We start from the raw sequence: 15,038 nt of genomic DNA on the forward strand, positions 1-15,038 counted from the left end.
TTGAATGAATATTGAAAAAAAATTAGAAGATAAAGGGATTAAACTTGCCACACCAGGGACGCCAAAATTTTCATATGTATCCATTAAGCAGTATGGGGATTTATTATATACATCAGGCCATGATTGCCAAAAAGATGGCGTTTTAATTTATAGTGGTACATTAGGTAAAGAATTAACAGTCGAGCAAGGTCAAGAAGCAGCAAAACAGTGCATTGTTAATATATTTTCCTCGTTGAAAGCATATTTAGGAGATTTAGATAGAATTGATGAATGTATAAAATTATTAGGTTTTGTACAAAGTGCTAATGATTTTAAAAACCAACCACAAGTCATGAATGGAGCTTCAGATTTTTTAATTGAAATACTCGGTGATAAAGGTAAGCATGCACGTTCAGCAATCGGTACGAATACATTACCTTTTGATACGCCAGTGGAAATAGAATTAATATTAAAGTTAAAGTCGTAAATAATAGATAAAAAATAAAGATTATTAATAAAATAAATCTGCGGAGTAAATATTATTCCGCAGGGTCCTGTTACGTCTTAAAGGTACTTAATTATGTCACTACATGCGAGTAAAAGGCTAAAGCGCTGGCAGCTTATTGCGCTTACATTTTTGTTGATAGCAGGTATCATTAATTTTTTAGATAGAGCATCACTCTCTATTGCTAACTCTACAATCAGTAAAGAATTAGGATTTAGTGCAACCCAAATGGGATTATTGTTATCGGTATTTTCATTTGGCTATGCGTTATGCCAACTACCTATAGGTATGGTAATGGAACGCTTTGGGGTTAAAAAGATCTATGGCTTCGGTTTGTTCTTATGGTCATTAGCACAAACCGTGACAGGTCTATTATCTTCATTTACCCATTTAATTATTGCACGGGTTATTTTAGGTATTGGTGAAGCACCGCATTTACCGACAGGCGTTAAAGTCGTTAATGATTGGTATAATATCCGTGAGCGTGGTCTGCCAATGGGGATTGTAAATATGTCCTCTACTCTAGCTCAAGCATTAGCGCCACCTTTGCTCATTGCATTAATGTTAGCTTTTGGCTGGCGTACAATGTTTATTATTATCGGTATTAGTGGGATTATTCTGTCTATACTTTGGTTTATTTTCTATCGTAATCGTGAACAATTAGAATTAACAGATGATGAATTAAACTATTTAAATGACGGTGCTCCACCATCTTCAACGAATAAAGTTTCTTTCAAGGAATGGGCGTCATTATTTAAACAACGTTCTTTATGGGGAATGATCATTGGGTTTAATGGTGTGGGTTATATGGTTTGGTTATACCTCACATGGTTGCCTGCTTATCTTGAAAACTCCAGAGGTTTAAGTCTAGAAAAAACCGGCTGGGTTGCAGCAATACCCTTTTTATTTGGTGCGCTGGGAATGCTGGTAAATGGTGTTGTTGCAGACTATGTGGTGAAACGCGGTGCTGACAAAATGAAAAGCCGTAAGTGGATGATTTGCTTAGGCTTGTTATTCGCTGCGATGTTTACATTGCCTGCCGCTTATACTGACAGTACCTTTTCAGCCGTTGCGTGTATTAGTATGGCACTATTTTCTATTCACTTTGCGGGGACTTCTGCTTGGGGATTGATTTTAGTTTCAGTGCCTTCTCGCTTAATCACTTCTGTGAGTGGCATTCAAAATTTCGGTGGTTTTATTGGAGGGTCGTTTGCTCCGATTATTACCGGTATTATTATTGACCAAACACATTCATTTACCTTAGCCCTTGTGGTTTGTGCAACTGTCGCATTCCTAGCATCATTGGTTTATTTCTTCTTTGTTAATGAACCAATTAAAGATCCTGCTGAGATGGAAGTAAAAACAGTCTAATTAAATAATCATAGCCACTTTGTATAAGTGGCTTTTTTATAAAAAAATATATCGTATATTGATGGTCTAATTAAGTAATTGTTCATAGTTATTTGTTTTTATTATTTATTATTCGAATTTTTGACTCGGTATAAATTTAATCATCAAAATTAGAATATGTAAGTTCCATAAATAATATGCTAATAATATTCCGGCACATGATTCTGTGTTTTTAATTTTCAAAGGAGTTCAAAATGAGAAAGGTTATTATATCTAGCGTATTACTTGCTGTATCTACAATTTCATTTAACTCAATGGCGGCAGACAAAAATACGGTTACACCTGAAAATATGACTTGCCAGCAATTTATTAATTTAGACCCTCAGAGCTGGGCACCTATTGCGTTATGGGTAACAAATCAAGAAACGCAATTTAAAGGTGGAGATTATGTTGCGCTAACAGAGCAAAGTGTTGCCGAAGTCCCTCAGATTGTTGAGTTTTGTAAGAAAAAGCCGGAAGGCACTCTACAAGATTATTTAGCATCTAAGAAATAAAGCAAACTATTATGCCATGGAGGGCATAATAGCCATTTCCGATTAGGAAAATAGCTATTATACTGTGGTAGATTAGAAATCTCTATTTTAGAAACATTGAACCGATCTATCTTTATTTCTTTGCCGCTAATTTATCGGTTAAGAAATCGATAAATGCACGTGTCTTAGCCGGTAAAACAAAAGTATTTGGGTAAAGTAATTGAATATTTTGTTTCGGCAAACGGTATTCAGGTAATACATGAACTAAGCGTTCATACCGCAAGTCATCATCAACCATCCAAGCTGGGCATATTGCAATACCTAATGAGGCTAACACCATATGGTGAATAACGGCGGCAGAATTAGACTCATATTGGTTTTTAATTAAAGGTAAGTAATATTTTTCATTTTTTGAATTCTGTAAAAAATATTGAGGATCTTGCCAGTTTAATAGCGCATGGTTAATCCATGGAACATTTGCTAAATCAGTGAGTTGTTTGATTGGGTGTTTTTTTAGAAATTCAGGGGTGGCAACTAAGTAAATTTCATATTCACCCAGTTTTTTCATTTTATGGGATGAATTTTTTAAATTACCTAACCGAATAGATAAATCGAGTTTCTCTGTGATAAGGTCATCTAAGGATGAGTTAAATGAATACTGTAACCTTAGCTTAGGATAAAGGCGGCAAAATTCAGGTAGTAGTGGCAAAATAAAACGTTGGCCAAATTCACTTGTTGATGAAAAGCGCAGCAAACCTACAATATTAGTTCCTAAATTTTGGCTTTTTTCGAAAGCTTCATCTATTTGACTTTGAATACGTTTAAAGTCGTCATAAAAATGTTTTCCCACCTCTGTTAATGCAATATTTCGCGTATTTCGTGTTAGCAAGCTTACATTAAGCTGAGCTTCTAATTGTTTGATATCGACACTCACCATAGAACGGCTTAGCCCTAAAATATCTGCGGCTTTAGTGAATGAGCCCGAATCAACAACTTGTAGAAAACTGATAATCTTTTTGAGATTTTTTTGCATAATAACAATGATTGTTCTTATTTATTAAACAATCATGTTACCTCCCTTGTATCGACAAAGAAAGGACTAAAACTTATTCTTTGCCACCGGAGGAAGTCCATGACTTATCGATACAAAATTGCCACAGTATTTTTACTTGGTTTCTTTATTGATTGTATTAACATTTTTATGTCAGCGATAGCATTACCTGATATTGCATCGTCCTTTTCAGTAAGCCAATCTCAAGTTGCATGGGTTGCCAATGCCTATATTTTAGGTCTAGTTTTAGTGATGCCAATCAGCTTATGGCTAGCAGGTAGGTTAGGCAATCAAAAATTACTGTGTTATTCCATGTTACTTTTTTCTGTTGCTGCTTGGTTTAGTGGAAGCAGTGGTTCAATTTATAGCTTAATTTTTTGGCGCTTTATCCAAGGTGCAGCAGGAGGGTTATTAATTCCGGTAGGTCAGGCGTTAGTTTTCGCATTATTTCCCAATAATGATCGCCAGCGTATATCAACATTGATTATGACTGTAGCGTTAATTGCTCCCGCATTTTCGCCTGCAATTGGCGGCCTAATTATTGATTCTCTGTCTTGGCATTGGGTGTTTTATTCTAATTTGCCTTTCTCATTACTAACAGCAGTACTAGCCTGGAGTTGGATAAAAAATGAAGGAGTAAAAATAAGAGAAAAACCAGATATTTTGGGATTAATAATGGTGAGTTTAAGTTTGTTAAGCCTATTATTATCATTCTCTTTTTATAATGATTATCACAATTTATTATTGGCTTTGGTGAGTTTTTTTACTTCAGCCCTCGTATTTATTGTTTACCTTAAATACGCTAAAAAATGCCGAGAACCTATTTTAAATTTTCAGTTATTAAAGAATTCCAACCTACGCAACGCTTTTATTATTTACTATGCTGTTCCCGGTATTTTTACGGGAGTTAATTTACTCAATATTTTTAATCTACAAGAAAATATGGGGTTCAGTGCTGCACAAACCGGGCTATTTATGGTGCTATATGCATTGGGGGCAGTAATATCAATGCTAACCGGTGGACGCCTTTATTTGCAGATAGGAAAAAAGCGATTATTTATTATTGGTATTACACTGCATAGCTTTGGTATTTTTCTGCTTTATTGGGTTTCATCTTCAAACCAGCTCAGTTTATTAATAATCGCTTATTTATTGATGGGGATGGGGGGGGGATTGAGCGCCAATACTGCACAAATTAGCTCGTTAATGGATTTTAAAGACAAAGATTTACTTCAAGGTAGCGTATTGTGGAATATTAATCGACAAGTCGCATTTAGTGTTGGTGCAGTCGTATTTATTTCTATATTTAGCTTAACGACTTTCTCGAATGATTTAATACGTTATCAATATACGTTTTTTATCGCATCAATACTCGGGTTACTTTCATTAATTTCAGTGATCAAGGAAAAATAAATGAGTGAAACAATGAAAAGAGCGCTGCAAAGCGTAGTGGATTTACATGTTTTAATTGAAGATGTATTTAAGGGACGAAATAGCGATAAAAGCTTATCTCTTTTATTAAGCAGTTTTGATGACAACTTCAAAATGGTCACAATACAAGGCTATTGCATTGGTTTAAATGACGTCACCACGTTATTTAGCCAAAATATTGGGACTCGAGCATCATTTACGACAAGATGTACTAATCTGGTTCCATTAAGAGAGGATAATGGCTATTGCTGGATTCAATATCAAGAGAAACAGCAAATTAGTGATATAGAAACATTACGAACTTCCGTTGTTTGCATTAGAGTGGAAGCGGAGAAATGTTATTGGGTTTATCTACATGAAACTCCGGTACTTTCAACTCAAACGGATTAAAATAAGAATAAAACGGCTAAAGGCCGTTTTTTCAAAGAGTAAAAAAATATAAGTGATAAATGATATCTATTCTCATTTTTATTGACCGTCGGTCGGTCGAATATTATCATATTGCTATGATCGATGATGAGGTATAAAAAATGAGACGGCTTTTTTTGATCCTAGCAGTTTGCTTGGGTACCTTTATGGCAACGTTAGATATCAGTATTGTAAATGTTGCACTACCTGCTATTGGGCGTGACCTCAAGGCTCATATGTCAATGCTACAATGGATTATTGACGCCTATGCGTTATGTCTGTCAGCGTTGATCCTATCTGTTGGCCCGATAAGCGACCGTTATGGGCGTAAAAAAATTTGGTTAACAGGGATTGTTATCTTTACTCTAGGATCTGCAATTTGTGCATTTTCTGCGTCGCCACACATGTTGATAGCGGGGCGGGTTATCCAAGGAGTCGCTGCTGCTGCTTTAATTCCAGGGGCACTTTCTATTATTACGCAAGCTTTCTCGAATGATATCGAGCGCATCAGAATTATTGGTATTTGGTCAGCAGTGAGTGCACTTTCGTTAATTATTGGTCCTATTTTAGGGGGCTTTTTAGTCGATAGCTTCGATTGGACAACGATATTTTTAATTAATATCCCGATTGGACTACTGACATTACTGTTAGGCTGGTTAGGTATACAAGAAAGTGCAGATCCAGATAAAGCCGCATTAGATCCAATGGGACAAGTTTTAAGTATCATTGCGTTAGGTGGGTTAACTTTTGCTTTAATCGAAGCTGGAGAACACGGTTGGGGCAGTTACCTCACATTGAGTGGGTTAATCATTGCGATTTTTGCATGCTTAGGGTTTATTTGGGTTGAACTTCACGTAACTCGGCCATTATTACCGCTTTTTTTATTCAAAAAAAATCCTTTTTTCTTTCAATATAATATGGCGTCTTTTGCTTTGGGTTTTGCAACTTACAGTAATGTATTCTTCATCGCACTATTTTTGCAAAAAGGCCAAGGGTGGGGGGCATTTGAAGCCGGGATCCGCATGGCTCCTGAGTTTATTGCCATGGCTATTTTTTCATTTTCTTTTGGTAAACTGTCTCGCCGTTTAAGCGTGCGAAACCTCATGATTTTGGGTTTTATTTTAATTGCATTGGCTTCATTATTATTAACTCGTGTGAATACTGAAACACCTTATATTCCTATTGCGATAACCTTATTTATTTTGGGGGCTGGAATGGGGATGTCTACCCCAGCAATTGGGGCACTGGTTATGGCGAGTGTTGATAAGGCCTATTCTGGTATTGCTTCTGCGGTCATGAACGCATTAAGGCAAACAGGTATGACCCTTGGCATTGCTTTTTTAGGGACATTGATGACACATCGCGCTGTAGAGCAGCTATTACAGGATAACAAGCTGGCCATGATGTTGTCGGCACAGGAAATCGAACGTTTGATTCAAACTTCCTCGGTGATGCCATCAACATTTATTGAGCAGGCAACGCGTTCTGCTTTTGTTTCCGGTTTTAATCTGGCGATGTTAGGTGGCGCGATAGCGATATTGATAACGTTATGTCTGATGGCAAGGAATAAATCAGAGAATTAGCGAATATTGGGTAGTAAGCATAAAAAAACACCTGCCGGAGCAGGTGTTTTTAGATATAAATGAATCAATTATTCGTCAAGGAAGCTGCGTAGCACTTCTGAGCGGCTTGGGTGACGTAATTTACGTAACGCTTTCGCTTCAATCTGACGGATACGTTCACGGGTAACATCAAACTGTTTACCAACTTCCTCAAGGGTGTGGTCAGTATTCATGTCGATACCAAAACGCATACGCAGTACTTTTGCTTCACGAGCGGTTAAGCCTGCTAACACTTCGTGAGTTGCAGAGCGTAAGCTTTCTGATGTTGCAGAGTCTAAAGGCAGTTCTAAAGTGGTATCTTCAATAAAATCACCTAAATGTGAATCTTCATCATCACCAATAGGGGTTTCCATTGAAATCGGTTCTTTAGCAATCTTCAGTACTTTACGAATTTTATCTTCCGGCATTAGCATGCGTTCTGCCAGTTCTTCTGGCGATGGCTCACGGCCCATTTCTTGCAGCATTTGACGAGAGATACGGTTCAGCTTGTTGATAGTTTCAATCATGTGAACCGGGATACGAATAGTACGTGCTTGGTCAGCGATTGAACGCGTGATAGCCTGACGGATCCACCAAGTCGCATAAGTTGAGAACTTATAGCCACGGCGATATTCAAACTTATCAACGGCTTTCATCAGACCGATGTTACCTTCTTGAATCAGGTCAAGGAACTGCAAGCCACGGTTGGTATATTTCTTAGCAATAGAAATTACCAGACGTAAGTTTGCTTCAACCATCTCTTTTTTCGCACGGCGTGCTTTCGCTTCACCGATAGACATACGACGGTTGATATCTTTAACTTGTTCGATTGTCAGACCCGTTTCTTCTTCAATTTGGCGCAGTCTTTGTAGGCAACGCAGAATTTCTTCTTCAACTTCAAGTAATTTTTCTGACCAAGGCTTGTTCATTGCTTTTGCAGCAGTTAACCAAGTTTCACTGGTCTCATTACCACTAAATAAAGTAATGAAGTTTTTCTTCGGCATTTTACATTGTTCAACACACAGTTTCATGATGGTACGCTCTTGTAAGCGAACTCGGTCCATCATTTCACGCATGTTATTGACCAAATAGTCAAATTGCTTAGGAACTAAACGGAACTCTTTAAATACTTCGGAAAGCTGCTCGATAGCGGCAGCCGTTTTCGCGTCACTACGACCATATTGTTTAATATGTTGACGCGTTTTTTCATATTGCTCACGAAGATCAGAGAATTTTTGACGCGCTAATTCAGGATCGATGCTGTTATCGTCATCGCTATCGCTGTCATCGCCGTCTTCATCTTCTTCGTCTTCGTCATCGTCTTTATCAAGCTCTTCTTGTGGTAATTCAGAGCCAACGTGAGTCGCTGTTGGTGCGAGATCTTCTTCCGCGTTAGGGTCAACAAAGCCGGTGATTAAATCAGATAAACGGCTTTCTCCTGCTTCAACACGGTCATATTGCTCAAGAAGATAAGTGATAGCCTCAGGGTATTCAGCAACAGAGCACTGAACCTGATTGATCCCATCCTCGATACGTTTTGCAATGTCGATTTCGCCTTCTCGAGTGAGAAGCTCGACGGTTCCCATTTCGCGCATATACATGCGGACAGGGTCGGTTGTACGGCCGATTTCACTTTCAACACTGGACAGCACTTGTGCAGCGGCTTCAGCTGCATCTTCATCAGTATCGGAAGTATTTTCAGCCAAAATTAAATCATCGGCATCAGGTGCTTCTTCCATGACCTGGATGCCCATGTCATTAATCATCTGAATGATATCTTCGATTTGATCTGAATCGACGATATCTTCCGGCAGATGGTCGTTGACCTCAGCATAGGTTAAGTAACCTTGCTCTTTACCCTTGGTTACGAGTAGCTTAAGCTGCGACTGCGGGTTTTGCTCCATAAGACGGTATCCACACTTCTGAGTATTTAGATTGGTGTCGGTCGGCGAAACATTCGGCCAACAAGAACATACAAAGGGAACATTTATTATTTGCTACGCCCTTTATTTTTCGTAGCATTTTACAGGCATCTGCCTTGTGTTTATCGGCACTTAAGCCGTTTAAAATACTAATTCTGTTTTGGGTTGATACTATGTTTTCACTCTAGAAAGAGTGATTAAGCGGACTTCTTCGCGCTCTTCTGGGGTCAGCCCTTCAGTTCGTTCTTTTGCTATTAAGTAGTCAAAACGTTCGTCGAGTGCGCTGTTAAATAGATGGTTTAAGGCATCTATAAAAGTATTTTCCGCTATCTCCTCTATTTCTATATCGTTCCACGTTGCGAGTTTTTCAAGCTGTTTCGCAAATTTATTATCACGATAACGCTCTAGCAACTGCCCAGTTGACATTCCGGGGGTGGAACGGCAGACATCGACCAATTCCTGAAATAGAGAAAGCCCCGGCATTTGAATATGGGCAATTCCCTCTAACGAGGGAACAAGTTCCGAAAAGTTCGGATTCTGTACCAACAGCGCGATAAGTATTCGCATTGTGGTTGGTTTTAATTTGGGCGCCTGATAGTTAACTTGTTCTGTGCTCTCTCTATCAATCATAGCAAGAACTTGAGAAATATCCGGTATACCAATAAAATTTCCTAGCTCTTGTGCCATATAAAGGCGCAGTGTTTCACCAGGTATTTGTTTAATCAAAGGGATAGCCAGTTTACTAAATTTTGCTTTCCCTTCTTGTGTTTTTAAATCTACCTGTGGCACAAGTGAATCAAATAAAAAAGCAGAAAGGGTTTGAGCATCTTTCATACGTTGCTCAAAAGCGTCTTTGCCTTCTTTTCGTACTAATGAATCTGGGTCTTCACCGTCGGGTAAAAACATAAAACGCAATTGACGGCCGTCAGTCAGATAAGGCAGTGCTGTTTCAAGTGCTCGCCATGCCGCTTCTCGGCCAGCGCGGTCTCCATCATAACAGCAAATAACCGTATCTGTTGAACGATAAAGTAACTGAATATGTTCTGAGGTTGTTGATGTGCCAAGTGAAGCAACCGCATAGCGGATATCGTACTGAGCAAGTGCAACAACGTCCATATAGCCTTCAACTACCAGTAATTTTGATAATTCATTACTGTTTTGTGTTGCTTCATAGAGGCCAAATAACTGACGGCCTTTATGGAAAATATCTGTTTCGGGGGAGTTTAAGTATTTAGGGAGAGCATCTCCTAATACGCGCCCACCGAAGGCAATCACACGACCGCGCCTATCCCGAATTGGGAACATGACACGCTCTCTAAAGCGGTCATAGACTCGGCCATTATCATTTGTCACTAACATGCCTGCATCATCAAGCTGTTTGCGACTTTCTGGGTTTACAGCGAATTTTTTGAGCAAATTGTCCCAGCCCGCAGGGGCGAAACCAATTGAAAAATGCTCAATAATTTCGGCACTTAAACCACGTTGGCTTAAATAATCTTTCGCTTTATTAGCTGAAGAATGACTTAAGGCAGCACAGTAAAATTGATTAATTTTTTCCATCAACTGATATAAATTTTGTCGTTGATGAAGTTCTATTTGGCTTGAACCCGTTCCTTTTTCGTAAGGAACATCAAGGCCATGTAGTGCAGATAATTCTTCAATGGCTTCAACAAAATCGAGTTTGTCATAGTTCATTAAAAAATCGATAGCGTTGCCATGAGCACCACAACCAAAACAGTAATAAAATTGTCTTTCACCATTTACGGTAAAAGAAGGTGTTTTTTCATTATGGAACGGACAACAAGCGTGATGGTTTTTACCCTGTTTTTTTAACGGGACTTTTGCATCGACTAAATCAATGATGTCGGTTCTTGCTAACAAGTCATTGATAAATGAACGCGGAATTCGTCCAGCCATAAGCCTCTTTTTCGCCTGTTGATGAACGATAATAAGCCGCGCTTCCTTTAGGAAAGCACGGCCTTTAACTGCTTAGCTATGTACTACTACAAAAACTGGAGTGACTACAAGAGAAACTAAAGTTTTGTATTAGCTATCGTCTACAATGAATGCGGCTTTCACCGCAAACAATTAATACAGACGAGTACGGCGTGCGTTTTCGCGAGCCAGTTTCTTAGCGTGACGCTTTACAGCTGATGCTTTAGCGCGTTTACGTTCAGTCGTTGGTTTTTCATAGAATTCACGACGACGAACTTCAGCTAAAACACCTGCTTTCTCACAGGAACGTTTGAAACGACGCAGTGCAACGTCGAATGGCTCGTTTTCACGTACTTTAATTACCGGCATGTGCCTCTCACCTCAATAGAAATCGGTTTGTTGCTGGTACTGATTCACCAGCCTTCATTTAAAATGGTGCGGAATTTTACTTCAATGAGTACGGGTTTGTAAAGTGCCGTATAAAATTGAATCACACAAGATTACCTGATTTGCAGTTCATTTGATGAAAAAGCAAACAAAACCAGATAATAATGAGAATTAGCCACACGAAATTTTTATTACAGGGGACTGATTATAGACTATACAGTCAGGAAAGTCAGCCTTTTGACAACATTAATTACGCGATTGAACGAAAATAGTGATAGACTTGCGGTTATGCAATAAACAAGGGTAGTGCAATGCGTGTTTTAGGTATCGAAACCTCTTGCGATGAAACTGGTATCGCAATCTATGATGATGAGCATGGCTTATTAGCCAATCAATTATACAGCCAAATTAAAGTTCATGCAGACTACGGTGGTGTCGTGCCTGAATTGGCTTCACGCGATCATATTCGTAAAACAGTGCCGTTAATTCAAGCAGCGTTGAAAGAAGCCAATTTAACAAGTCAAGACATCGACGCTGTAGCCTATACTGCGGGGCCAGGTTTGGTTGGGGCTTTAATGGTTGGTGCAACAGTAGGGCGTTCATTAGCTTTTGCCTGGAACGTTCCCGCCGTGGCCGTTCACCATATGGAAGGCCATTTATTGGCACCGATGTTAGAAGAGAAAAGCCCTGAATTTCCTTTTGTCGCGTTACTGGTTTCTGGTGGGCATACTCAGCTTATCAGTGTGACCGGAATTGGTGAGTATGAGCTGCTAGGCGAATCCATCGATGACGCAGCAGGCGAAGCGTTTGATAAAACAGCAAAACTATTAGGTTTAGACTACCCAGGTGGCCCAGTGTTATCTCGCATGGCGGAGCAGGGTACTGCGGGTCGTTTTGTGTTTCCTCGCCCAATGACCGACAGACCAGGGCTGGATTTCAGCTTCTCTGGGCTAAAAACCTTTGCAGCCAATACCATCCGTGAAAATGCGGATGACGACCAAACTCGTGCGGATATTGCGAGAGCCTTTGAGGATGCCGTGGTCGATACTCTGGCAATTAAATGCAAACGCGCTTTAGAACAAACAGGTTTTAAACGTTTGGTGATGGCGGGGGGTGTTAGTGCTAATCGCGCACTTAGAGCTAAAATGGAAGATGTTCTCAAGCAGCGTGGCGGTGAAGTTTTTTATGCTCGCCCTGAATTTTGTACGGATAACGGCGCAATGATCGCGCTGGCGGGGCTTATTCGCCTTAAAGGTGGAACCACTACAGGGCTTGGGGTGACGGTTCGCCCACGTTGGCCTTTGGCAGAATTGCCCCCGCTAGAAAAATAGTGTTGTTGGTGTATCTCTATTTTTGTAAAAGGGCTGGGATGACAGCCCTTTTGTTATTCAGTTAAGTACTAATGTAAAATAACGACCGCATCTTCCAGCCGGCTTGACCGTTCTTTTACCATTTTCGATGTCTCTGTGCTTTGTTCTACCAGTAATGTGCTTTGTTGTGTGATGGTTTCGAGCTCACTGACTGCTTGGGTAATATCGGCTATCCCTGCCGCTTGTTCAGAGGTTGCTTGGCTAATATGGGTGATCAATTGCGTGACGTTTTGTATTTGGTCAACAATCTCCTTCATGGTATCCCCTGCCGTATGGACTTGATTTTTCCCTGAATAGACTTTCTTTTCACAATCATTAATTAATTCACGAATATCATTTACTGCACTTGCACTACGGCTTGCTAGGCTACGAACCTCATTTGCGACAACGGCAAAGCCTTTGCCTTGTTCACCTGCACGTGCGGCTTCTACCGCGGCATTTAACGCGAGTATATTGGTTTGAAATGCGATGTCTTTAATCACGTCAGTGATGGAGTTAATTTTGCTGGTGCTACTGACAATTTCATCCATGGTATCCACAACAGCTTCCATCATGGCGCCCCCATTCACTGCTGTTTTGCTCGTTGTATTCGAAAGTTGGTCAACTTGAATCGTGTTATCAGCATTCATTTTTACGGAAACGGCCATTTGGTTCATTGTTGCAACGGTTTGTTGCATATAGCCGACGGTTTGTTGAGTGTGAGTGTCTAATTCATGACAATCGGAGACTAAAGATTCACTGCCTTTGCGAACGTTATCAACTTGTTCGGAGACATCTTTTATTAACCAACGGCAGATTAGCCCAAGTTGCCCGATAGAACGTAATATTAAGCCAATTTCATCTGTGCGCTGCATATGGTTAACGCTATGTCGATTTCCTCGTGCAATACCAAGTGCCTGTTTGGTCATGTTTTCCAGTGGAGTTGCTAGCATTTTTTCAAGTATCACATCACCGACCAATAGTATGATAAATGTACAGGCACTCATCAGCAGTAGAGGCACGCTTGGCTGCAAAATAAAGCTAGCCGTAATAAGCCAAAGGATAAATAACAGACTCATGATGAGTCGGATACGTGAACGTGTTGAATATGTTGAGAAGTGAAATGGTAATTTTTTAGAAAGCACAATCCCCTTGAAAATTTTTTGTTGGCTTTTATTTTCATTCATTGCTGCATAGAGTGGTTCTACCGTTGCAATTTCTTGGCGTGTTGCTCGAGTACGAATGGACATATAGCCTGTAATAACGCCTTTGCGTTCCACTGGGACAATATTAGCTCGAACCCAGTAGTGGTCACCATTTTTCCGACGATTTTTCACAATGCCAGTCCAGGGTTCTCCTTTTTTAAGTGTTGTCCACATGTCGGCAAAAGCTTCTTTGGGCATATCTGGATGGCGGATAATATTGTGTGGACGTGTTAATAATTCATCTAATTCATAACCACTAACCTGCACAAAGAAATCATTAGCGTGAACAATGTTTCCTTGTAGATCGCTGGTTGTCATTAATGTGATGTTTTCATCTAACACATATTCATTTTGAGTGATATAAGGGGTTCTGCTCATTATAAATACCATTATTATAGTTTAATTTTCCTTTTATATAGTCGACAGCTTTTAAATATTCCTTAGTAATAAATTTGCAATAATTTAACTTTTTTTTAAAAGTGTGCGCTAGTTATGGCAAAAATGTAACGTAGCACAAATTACTACTAGTACAGTTTTAAGGAGGGATATCACGCTGTTGTTATCAATGAGGATTTTTGGGAAATTTTAAACAAGGCAAGTAACATAAAAAAAGAGCTGAAATCAGCTCTTCTTAGAGAAAATCAAATGTCACCATTAGTCATCGAGTTCTTGTTCTTTAGCTTCTTGGGCTATTTCTTTATTGGTTTTTCGTTTTTTATTTTTCAGCTTTTGCCAAATACGACTTTCTTGACCACGCCAAAGGCGTTGTATATTACCGTGATGGCGAACTAACACTAAACAAGATAGCATAGCGACCGGAAAGGTGAATTCAGGTTTAAACCACCAAACATAAAAGGGAGCAAGTAAGGCGCTGACAATCGCTCCTAGTGACGAATAACCACTAAGTAACACCGTCAGTAACCATGTTCCTGCGACTAAACCAGAAAGATCCCAACCAATAGCGGCAATTGAACCAAATGCGGTTGCTACCCCTTTTCCGCCTTTGAAACGAAAGAAAATGGGATATATGTGCCCAAGACAAGCTGCAATTGCAACAAAGCCAAGATAGAATGGTTGCACATTTAAATAATAAGCAAGCCAAACTGGGATCATCCCTTTTAATACGTCACAAATGAGTACTCCGGCAGCGGCTGCTTTACCGCCTACACGTAATACGTTAGTTGCACCAGGGTTACCAGAGCCGTGTTGACGGGGGTCGGGTAGTCTCGCCAAACGGCAGATCAGTATCGCACTCGAAACTGAGCCGCAAAGATAGGCGAAGATTATCATGCCAAGCGCGGTTGCACTCATAGCTAGCTCCAAAAACGGTTAAGGCCATAAATTCACTTCAGTCTTGGATAATACGCATATTTTTGCTGAAG

13 protein-coding genes are annotated in these 15,038 nt (G+C 39.7%); 7 read left to right on the plus strand and 6 right to left on the minus strand.

Translation table 11 applies throughout. The annotated features are described in order from the left end of the window. The first annotated feature begins 4 nt into the window (after positions 1 to 4). The 3 genes from PR683_RS12805 to PR683_RS12815 all read left to right on the plus strand — a co-directional run bounded on the left by PR683_RS12805 (position 5) and on the right by PR683_RS12815 (position 2,388). Entirely contained in the window at positions 5 to 466 is a 462-nt protein-coding gene (locus tag PR683_RS12805; RefSeq protein WP_110731723.1) for a RidA family protein, read from the plus strand. A 93-nt stretch (positions 467 to 559) separates the two neighbouring features. Next, the gene (locus PR683_RS12810; RefSeq protein ID WP_004908541.1) at positions 560 to 1,855 is read left to right on the plus strand and encodes an MFS transporter; all 1,296 of its coding nucleotides are present in this window, start codon (positions 560 to 562) and stop codon (positions 1,853 to 1,855) included. A gap of 233 nt (positions 1,856 to 2,088) precedes the next feature. Beyond that, positions 2,089 to 2,388 (plus strand): HdeA/HdeB family chaperone, encoded by a 300-nt coding sequence (locus PR683_RS12815; protein ID WP_004908543.1) that lies wholly within the window; start codon positions 2,089 to 2,091, stop codon positions 2,386 to 2,388. Between the two features lie 112 nt (positions 2,389 to 2,500). On the opposite strand, the gene PR683_RS12820 is transcribed toward PR683_RS12815, so the two are convergent. Next, positions 2,501 to 3,400, minus strand: a complete 900-nt coding sequence (locus PR683_RS12820) for a LysR family transcriptional regulator (RefSeq protein ID WP_004908546.1) — start codon at positions 3,398 to 3,400, stop codon at positions 2,501 to 2,503. 99 nt (positions 3,401 to 3,499) lie between these two features. Between PR683_RS12820 and PR683_RS12825 the strand changes: the two genes are divergently transcribed. The 3 genes from PR683_RS12825 to PR683_RS12835 all read left to right on the plus strand — a co-directional run bounded on the left by PR683_RS12825 (position 3,500) and on the right by PR683_RS12835 (position 6,840). Further along, the gene (locus PR683_RS12825) at positions 3,500 to 4,831 is read left to right on the plus strand and encodes an MFS transporter (RefSeq protein ID WP_164529112.1); all 1,332 of its coding nucleotides are present in this window, start codon (positions 3,500 to 3,502) and stop codon (positions 4,829 to 4,831) included. After that, positions 4,832 to 5,239 (plus strand): hypothetical protein, encoded by a 408-nt coding sequence (locus PR683_RS12830; RefSeq protein ID WP_109911767.1) that lies wholly within the window; start codon positions 4,832 to 4,834, stop codon positions 5,237 to 5,239. Positions 5,240 to 5,379: 140 nt separating this feature from the next. Next, positions 5,380 to 6,840: an MFS transporter gene (locus PR683_RS12835; protein WP_109911768.1), complete on the plus strand. Its 1,461-nt coding sequence runs from the start codon at positions 5,380 to 5,382 to the stop codon at positions 6,838 to 6,840. 68 nt (positions 6,841 to 6,908) lie between these two features. On the opposite strand, the gene rpoD is transcribed toward PR683_RS12835, so the two are convergent. The 3 genes from rpoD to rpsU form a co-directional block, all read right to left on the minus strand. Next, on the minus strand, positions 6,909 to 8,852 hold the full coding sequence (rpoD, locus tag PR683_RS12840) for an RNA polymerase sigma factor RpoD (RefSeq protein WP_123382286.1): 1,944 nt from the start codon (positions 8,850 to 8,852) through the stop codon (positions 6,909 to 6,911). Positions 8,853 to 8,951: 99 nt separating this feature from the next. Continuing rightward, entirely contained in the window at positions 8,952 to 10,697 is a 1,746-nt protein-coding gene (gene dnaG, locus PR683_RS12845; protein ID WP_004908557.1) for a DNA primase, read from the minus strand. A 171-nt stretch (positions 10,698 to 10,868) separates the two neighbouring features. Beyond that, a complete protein-coding gene (rpsU, locus tag PR683_RS12850; protein WP_001144069.1) occupies positions 10,869 to 11,084 on the minus strand; it encodes a 30S ribosomal protein S21 in 216 nt (71 codons plus the stop codon). A gap of 329 nt (positions 11,085 to 11,413) precedes the next feature. Here rpsU and tsaD point away from each other — a divergent pair, with 329 nt between their 5' ends. Then, on the plus strand, positions 11,414 to 12,433 hold the full coding sequence (gene tsaD / locus PR683_RS12855; protein WP_004908561.1) for a tRNA (adenosine(37)-N6)-threonylcarbamoyltransferase complex transferase subunit TsaD: 1,020 nt from the start codon (positions 11,414 to 11,416) through the stop codon (positions 12,431 to 12,433). Between the two features lie 68 nt (positions 12,434 to 12,501). On the opposite strand, the gene PR683_RS12860 is transcribed toward tsaD, so the two are convergent. Together PR683_RS12860 and plsY are read right to left on the minus strand one after the other, a co-directional pair. Next, positions 12,502 to 14,034: a methyl-accepting chemotaxis protein gene (locus PR683_RS12860; RefSeq protein WP_272581808.1), complete on the minus strand. Its 1,533-nt coding sequence runs from the start codon at positions 14,032 to 14,034 to the stop codon at positions 12,502 to 12,504. A gap of 276 nt (positions 14,035 to 14,310) precedes the next feature. Next, positions 14,311 to 14,967, minus strand: a complete 657-nt coding sequence (gene plsY, locus PR683_RS12865) for a glycerol-3-phosphate 1-O-acyltransferase PlsY (RefSeq protein ID WP_004908566.1) — start codon at positions 14,965 to 14,967, stop codon at positions 14,311 to 14,313. Positions 14,968 to 15,038: the final 71 nt, after the last annotated feature.

The sequence above is a fragment of the Providencia sp. PROV269 genome (assembly GCF_028477785.1).
Lineage (GTDB): Bacteria > Pseudomonadota > Gammaproteobacteria > Enterobacterales > Enterobacteriaceae > Providencia > Providencia rettgeri.

Bases quoted from the DNA above. Each gene is read 5' to 3' on its own strand.
- PR683_RS12805 (WP_110731723.1), top strand. From the start codon at position 5: ATGAATATTGAAAAAAAATTAGAAGATAAAGGGATTAAACTTGCCACA.
- PR683_RS12810 (WP_004908541.1), top strand. From the start codon at position 560: ATGTCACTACATGCGAGTAAAAGGCTAAAGCGCTGGCAGCTTATTGCG.
- PR683_RS12815 (WP_004908543.1), top strand. From the start codon at position 2,089: ATGAGAAAGGTTATTATATCTAGCGTATTACTTGCTGTATCTACAATT.
- PR683_RS12820 (WP_004908546.1), bottom strand. From the start codon at position 3,400: ATGCAAAAAAATCTCAAAAAGATTATCAGTTTTCTACAAGTTGTTGAT.
- PR683_RS12825 (WP_164529112.1), top strand. From the start codon at position 3,500: ATGACTTATCGATACAAAATTGCCACAGTATTTTTACTTGGTTTCTTT.
- PR683_RS12830 (WP_109911767.1), top strand. From the start codon at position 4,832: ATGAGTGAAACAATGAAAAGAGCGCTGCAAAGCGTAGTGGATTTACAT.
- PR683_RS12835 (WP_109911768.1), top strand. From the start codon at position 5,380: ATGAGACGGCTTTTTTTGATCCTAGCAGTTTGCTTGGGTACCTTTATG.
- dnaG (WP_004908557.1), bottom strand. From the start codon at position 10,697: ATGGCTGGACGAATTCCGCGTTCATTTATCAATGACTTGTTAGCAAGA.
- rpsU (WP_001144069.1), bottom strand. From the start codon at position 11,084: ATGCCGGTAATTAAAGTACGTGAAAACGAGCCATTCGACGTTGCACTG.
- tsaD (WP_004908561.1), top strand. From the start codon at position 11,414: ATGCGTGTTTTAGGTATCGAAACCTCTTGCGATGAAACTGGTATCGCA.
- PR683_RS12860 (WP_272581808.1), bottom strand. From the start codon at position 14,034: ATGAGCAGAACCCCTTATATCACTCAAAATGAATATGTGTTAGATGAA.
- plsY (WP_004908566.1), bottom strand. From the start codon at position 14,967: ATGAGTGCAACCGCGCTTGGCATGATAATCTTCGCCTATCTTTGCGGC.